Source organism: Mesorhizobium sp. (genome assembly GCF_041661565.1).
Taxonomy (GTDB): Bacteria; Pseudomonadota; Alphaproteobacteria; order Rhizobiales; family Rhizobiaceae; genus Mesorhizobium.
The window spans coordinates 1-4,693 of sequence record NZ_JBAZUD010000232.1 but is presented as its reverse complement, the minus strand read 5'-3'; the positions used below and the strand labels follow the sequence as shown (position 1 = coordinate 4,693).

Annotated in this window: 4 protein-coding genes; 1 reads left to right on the top strand and 3 read right to left on the bottom strand. The window is 63.3% G+C overall.

All coding sequences use genetic code 11. The annotated features are described in order from the left end of the window. The first annotated feature begins 24 nt into the window (after positions 1-24). Positions 25-957, top strand: coding sequence for a sugar kinase (locus WC739_RS24640; RefSeq protein ID WP_372955601.1), 933 nt, complete (start codon positions 25-27; stop codon positions 955-957). A 97-nt stretch (positions 958-1,054) separates the two neighbouring features. Here WC739_RS24640 and WC739_RS24635 read toward each other — a convergent pair whose 3' ends face one another. From WC739_RS24635 to WC739_RS24625, 3 genes are all read right to left on the bottom strand, one after another. Next, positions 1,055-2,077, bottom strand: a complete 1,023-nt coding sequence (locus WC739_RS24635) for an aldose epimerase family protein (protein WP_372955600.1) — start codon at positions 2,075-2,077, stop codon at positions 1,055-1,057. A gap of 90 nt (positions 2,078-2,167) precedes the next feature. Next, positions 2,168-3,625 carry an NAD-dependent succinate-semialdehyde dehydrogenase gene (locus WC739_RS24630; protein ID WP_372955599.1) on the bottom strand — a complete coding sequence of 486 codons (1,458 nt, stop codon included), beginning with the start codon at positions 3,623-3,625 and terminating at the stop codon, positions 2,168-2,170. Positions 3,626-3,803: 178 nt separating this feature from the next. Continuing rightward, positions 3,804-4,693 (bottom strand): AEC family transporter (locus WC739_RS24625; RefSeq protein WP_372955598.1); only part of this gene is annotated, 890 nt, incomplete at its 5' end.

Here is a 4,693-nt window from a genome sequence, read left to right as displayed (position 1 = left end):
ACCGAAGTCATTGGAGGACAGCGAATGGCGGGAAGCGGCGTCGCCTCGATCGGGGAATGCATGCTCGAACTGTCGGGCCAGACGGGCCCGGACTGGCGCATGGGTTTTGCCGGCGACACGTTCAACATGCTGTGGGCGCTGCACGCCTTGAGCCGCGATCGGCCGGCAACCTATGTCTCGGCCTTCGGCGACGACCCGTTCTCGCAACGCCAGATCGCCTTCCTCGCCGAAAACGGCATCGGCATCGGCTCCAGCCCTGTCATATCGGGCGCACGGCCCGGCCTTTACGCCATCACGCTGACCGGCGCCGAACGGTCCTTCACCTATTGGCGCGCGGATGCCGCAGCCAGGCAGCTTGCCTCCGACCCCGCCGCGCTGTCGAAAAGCCTGGAAAATCAGGCTCTTGTCTATTTCAGCGGAATCACTTTGGCAATTCTGGACAATGCCGCGCGCAAGACGTTGCTGACTGTCGTTTCCAAGGCTCGGGCGGCGGGCTCGCTCGTCGCCTTCGATCCCAACTACCGGCCGCGGCTCTGGACGAGGCGCGAGGAGGCGCAAGCGGCGACCGTCGACGCACTCGCCGTCACCGACATCGCATTGCCCACTTTCCCGGACGAGCAGATGCTCTTCGGCGATGCCACGCCGCAAGCAACGGTTGACCGGCTGGGTCAATTGGTCGGCGAGGTCGTCGTCAAGAATGGCGAGCAACCGGCACTCATCGCCGAAAAAGGGACCGTGCACGAAGTCCCCGCGATCCATGTCGCGGCGCCTGTCGATACGACCGGCGCTGGCGATTCTTTCAATGGCGCATATCTGGCCGCACGCCTTGCCGGCCACAATCCGGCCGAGTCCGCCTTGCGCGCGCATCGCGTCGCCGCTGCGGTCGTTCAAGTGCGCGGCGCGCTGGCGCCGTTCGAGACATTGCGGGCAGCGTTCGATAATCAGCCGGCAAACTAGAGCAATTCCAGGAAAAGTGTGTGCGGTTTTCCGTCCGGAATTGCGTGAAAACAAAGAGTTAGATCAGTTCGCCGTTTCCGTGAAATGGTGAACTGATCTAAGGCAGCCGGAAGCGATATTCCGTCACATGGTGATAGATCGCGCCGGGCCACAGCGTCGCCTGGGGGAAATACGGCCGGTTCGGCGCGTCAGGCCACACTTGCGGCTCCAGGCAGAAGCCGGAAAAAGCCCTGTAATTCCGCCCTTCGAGGCCGGTGCGCGGCGTCACGTACTGGCCTGTATAGAGCTGAACGCCGGGTTCGGTCGTCCAGACCTCCATCTCTACACCGGAGCTTGCTCCTTGCACCCACGCTGCCTGCCTCAATGGCCCACGCGTCGCGGCGAGGCAGAAATTCTGGTCATAGGGCAGTTGCTCGCCCTCGGTCTCCATGCGCAGCGGCCGCGCCTGGCGGAAATCGTAAGGCGTGCCGTCAACCGGCTTGACCACCCCGGTCGGGATCATCTCGCTGTCGACCGGCAGGTAGGCGCCGGCATTCAGCATCATCCTGTGATCGAGAATGTCGGTGGCGCCACCATCATCCAGGTTGAAATAGGAATGCTGGCTGAGATTGCACAGCGTCGGCTCCTCGCATGTCGCCGTCAGTTCGACGCTGAGCGTGCCGGGAATCTTCAGACGATAGGTGCAGGTGACGTCGAGCGCGCCGGGAAAGCCCATTGAGCCGTCGGGGTCGTGCAGCGTCAGCGTGACGAAATCCCTGCCATGCAAGGCCACTGTCCATGGCCTGTGCGAATAGCCTTGCGAACCGCCGTGCAGCGTATGCTTGCCAAGAAAGTTCTTTTCGGCCTGGTAGCGATTGCCGGCGATAGTGAAGCTGCCGCCGTGAATGCGATTGGCGTAACGACCAACCACAGCGCCGAAGAAGGTGTCGTTGGTCTCGTAGGCCTCCAGCCTGTCATAGCCCAGCACCAGCGGCGCATCGTGGCCGGTGAGGCGCAAATCCTGAATGATCGCGCCGAGTCCGATGATGTTGGCGGTGATCCCGCCGCCCCTGATCACGAACCGACGCACCGCCTCGCCTGCCTGCGTCGTGCCGAAAACCTCGCCATCCTTCATCGCCATGCCCGCAAACGTCAGTTGACCAGAGAAATTCGGCCGCTTGTCGCATACCGTGTGAGCAGGCTCCAGGCCTGCTCACACGGCAACACTCTATCAGAGGCCGAGGCCGCCGATGCAGACATATTTGGTATCGAGATAATCCTCGATACCCTGGTGTCCGCCTTCCTTGCCAAGTCCGGATTCCTTCACGCCGCCGAACGGCGCTTCCGGCGTGGTGATGAGGCCCTCATTGACGCCCACCATGCCGTATTTCAGCCCTTCCATGACGCGGAAGGCGCGGCCGAGATCGCCGGTGTAGAAATAGCAGGCGAGGCCGAATTCGGTGTCGTTGGCGAGTGCGACAGCCTCTTCCTCTGTCTCGAACTTGAACACCGGCGCGACCGGGCCAAAGATCTCTTCCTTCATGAAGCGCATATTGGGCGTCGCGTCGGAGATGACCGTCGGCTGGAAGAACGAACCGCCCAGCGCATGGCGCTTGCCGCCGGCAACGATCTTGCCGCCCTTGGCAGTGGCGTCGGCGATCAGTTCCTCGACCTTCTCGACCGCCTTCTCGTCGATCAGCGGCCCCTGCTGCACGCCGTCCTCGAGGCCTGAGCCGACCTTCAGCCCGTTGCTGGCCGCAGCCAGGTTTTCGACGAATTTGTCATAGACGCCGGCCTGGACAAGGAAGCGATTGGTGCACACGCAGGTCTGGCCGGAGTTGCGGTACTTGGCGGTGATCGCGCCGGCGACCGCGCGCTCGATGTCGGCGTCGTCGAAGACGATGAAGGGCGCGTTGCCGCCGAGTTCCATCGACACCTTCTTGACGGTGACGGAGGATTTCTGGATCAGGATCTTGCCGACCTCGGTCGAACCGGTGAAGGTGATCTTCTTGACCAGCGGGTTGCTGCAGATCTCGTCGCCGATTTCGCCGGCCGCGCCGGTGAGGATGTTCACGACGCCCTTGGGGAAACCAACTTCCTCGATCAACGCGCCCCAGGCAAGGCCCGAATAGGGCGTCTGCGAGGCCGGCTTGACGACGGCCGTGCAGCCCGCGGCGAGCGCCGGGCCGAGCTTGCGGGCCAGCATCGAGGATGGGAAGTTCCACGGCGTGATGGCGGCGATGACGCCGACCGGCTCCTTGGTCACCAGGATGCGACGGTCCGCCCAGGGTGACGGCACGACGTCGCCATAGGTGCGGCGGCCTTCCTCGGCGAACCACAGGATGTAGGCGGCGGCAGAACCGATCTCACCCTTCGATTCGAACAGCGACTTGCCCTGCTCGATCGTCAGCAGTTCAGCCAGCACGTCCTGGTTGTCCATGATCGCGTCATGCAGCTTGCGAAGCAGCTTCGATCGTTCCAGGGCGGTCGTCTTGCGCCAGGTCTTGAACGCCTCATCGGCGGCCTCGATGGCGCGCCGCGTCTCGGCCTTGCCCGACTTTGGCACGGTGCCGATCTTGAGGCCCGTGGCGGGGTTGTTGACGTCGACAGTCAGGCCGCTGTCGGCCTGCACCCATTCGCCGTTGATGAGATTGGCCTGCCGCATGAAATGGCTGGTTTTCTGAAGCATGGTCTAGCCTCCGCTCGGCGCGCTGACGGGCCGGTGTCTGGATTTTCTTCGATGAGCGTGCCCGATCGTATCGAGGCCGGGTCGCTGGAGCCAGTGCTCTTTACCTAGGGCAAGCCACGCAATCAATTGCAAGATGGCATATAGGCTTTGGGCCAGCACCAAACCAGCCTGAGCTGACCTACCCGTAGACGTGGAGGACAACAGCCAGCCAGAAAGCCGTGGTGACGGCGGCACAGGCCGTGGCGATGGTCATCTGGTTCGTCGCCAGCGCCTGGCCGGTGTTGAATTGCACGGCGATCAGATAGGAGTTGATGCCGGATGGCAGCGCCGCCACCACGACCGCGACCTTGGCCGTCAAGGGCGGCAGGTCGAGCAACCAGACGAAGCCAAGCGCCAGTGCCGGCATCAGGAAGAGTTTCAGCACCGACAGCGCCAGGGCCGGCCGGACATTGCCGGAGATGCCGAAGCGGCGCAGGCTGAGCCCCATGGCGAACAGTGCCACCGGACCGGCAGTGTTGGCCAGTGCATCGACCAGCCGCGTGGCGAGGGCCGGCAACGGCATACCGCTCATCCGCCATGCCAGGCCCAGCAGAATAGCGATGATCAGCGGATTGAGGAAAAGCCGCCGCGAGAAACTGCGCAGGACGCGCAACGGATGCACGGTTTCGCCATTGCGGCCAAACATCTCGAACAGCACGATCGACACCATCATCATGATCGGCAGATGCACGGAAACCAGCAGCGACAGGACTTCGAAGCCGCTCTGGCCGAATATGCCGAGAATGAACGGGGCGCCGAGCAGCACCGTGTTGGAGAAGGCCGATGACACTCCGCCGACGACGCCGGCGCGCGCGTCACGGCCGAATATCCGCGTGGTGACGAAATGACCGGCGGTCCAGGTGATCGCCGCGGCCGCGAAATAAGCGATCCACAACCGCCAAGGCGCAACGCCGTGGAAATCGGCATTCACCATTGTCTGGAACAGGAGGAGAGGCACCGCCACCGACACCGCGAAATCGGATATCCCCTCGCCGCTCGCCGGCTTCAGGTAGCCGGTCAACCCGGCGA

What these genes read in the sequence shown, in the direction of transcription:
- WC739_RS24640 (WP_372955601.1), top strand. Translation starts at nt 25, where the DNA reads ATGGCGGGAAGCGGCGTCGCCTCGATCGGGGAATGCATGCTCGAACTG.
- WC739_RS24635 (WP_372955600.1), bottom strand. Translation starts at nt 2,077, where the DNA reads ATGGCGATGAAGGATGGCGAGGTTTTCGGCACGACGCAGGCAGGCGAG.
- WC739_RS24630 (WP_372955599.1), bottom strand. Translation starts at nt 3,625, where the DNA reads ATGCTTCAGAAAACCAGCCATTTCATGCGGCAGGCCAATCTCATCAAC.